This is a genomic window from Mixta tenebrionis (assembly GCF_006517625.1).
GTDB classification, from domain to species: domain Bacteria; phylum Pseudomonadota; class Gammaproteobacteria; order Enterobacterales; family Enterobacteriaceae; genus Mixta; species Mixta tenebrionis.
This window is the reverse complement of record NZ_VHQI01000042.1, coordinates 1-1,228: the sequence shown is the minus strand read 5'-3', so window position 1 is coordinate 1,228 and position 1,228 is coordinate 1. Positions and strand designations below refer to the sequence as shown.

Annotated in this window: 2 pseudogenes; one reads left to right on the top strand and one right to left on the bottom strand. The window is 44.5% G+C overall.

Annotation, left to right across the window (positions count from 1 at the left end):
* Positions 1–218, bottom strand: a pseudogene (locus FKM52_RS21420) (hypothetical protein); the annotation flags it as partial.
* A gap of 447 nt (positions 219–665) precedes the next feature.
* Between FKM52_RS21420 and FKM52_RS21415 the strand changes: the two are divergent.
* Positions 666–1,228: pseudogene (locus tag FKM52_RS21415) on the top strand (integrase family protein); the annotation flags it as partial.

Genomic DNA, 1,228 nt, shown 5'->3' with positions numbered 1-1,228 from the left:
ACGTATTCCGGGTTAGCCAGTGCAACTGCCAGCAGCGGGTCTTCGGGCAGCGTGTCATCATGGTTGAGATGCCAGAGCAGGGTTTCCGTTTCGTTCCAGAAGGCGGTAAACAGGTCGATATCATCGACGGGGCCAAGGATTTCATTGCTGAGGGCTTCCAGCGCGGAGGCGGGCAGTTTGAGAAGGGGGATACTGGTGGGGGTAGTGAGTTTGAACATGGCTTTCTCCTTATATTTTTGATATTCAATGAAATAATATATTTTCCATGCTGTTACCATTACGGAGATTGATTCGCCGGATGACTTTTACCGGGGGCTGGTAAAAAAGATGAATATTCTGAAGGCCTTATTTTCGGAAAACGAACACGATCCGTTTTGGCAAGGTTCTTCAGGGCGAAAAAGATCTCACAATGGTTTCCCCCCCGAACTTCAGGGAATTTATACGGAAAATAAATTAACTATCTGATTTTAATGGATAAGTTGCTTGTGGTATTAATTATCATTTAATTTTTTTGTTCTGCTGTTTGAGGGTTTTTGTAGTTGCTCTCGGTATATTATGCTGTGGTGGCAATTTGCTGTAGCAATTAATCATGGATAGTATTGGAACATCGCTGGCCAGCGTCTCTTGTAATTTGTTTCTTATGATTTTGAAGAGATGAACGCGATATGAAGTTATATCCCTCCACAAAAAAGGCGAATCAGCCATTAACTAAATCCGTGATTGCGGAAAGCTGTGCCCGTGCATTGCATGAGGGCCGGACAGTCGAAGCCAGTGATAGTAAACTGACGGGGCTAAAGATAATTGCCTCTCCTGCTAGCCCTGATGGAGCCACTTTTATCGTTCGCAAAAGTATCTGTGGCGAAAATATCTACAAGCGTATTGGACGATATCCTGAATTGTCTGTTGCAGAGGCTCGTGAAATTGCGTCTGAAATTATCACCGGCCTGAAAGAGAGCGCTAAAAAGCACGGTAAAGATTACCGTAAGATTAAAAAAATGGACTTTAATGGCCTGCTGAAAACATACGTTGAAGAGGTTCTGAACAAAGGTATTAAGCGTTCAGCAAGGACAGACCTGTCTAAAATTCACAAGTATCTACTCCCTCGTCTTGGCGATAAAAAAATCGCCGATATGACGGAGGCGGACATTGTGGCCTATCTGCATGATCTCGATCTCAAGCCTGCCACCCGCAACCGCCATCTGGCACTCATTAAAGCGGTGTTTACCTG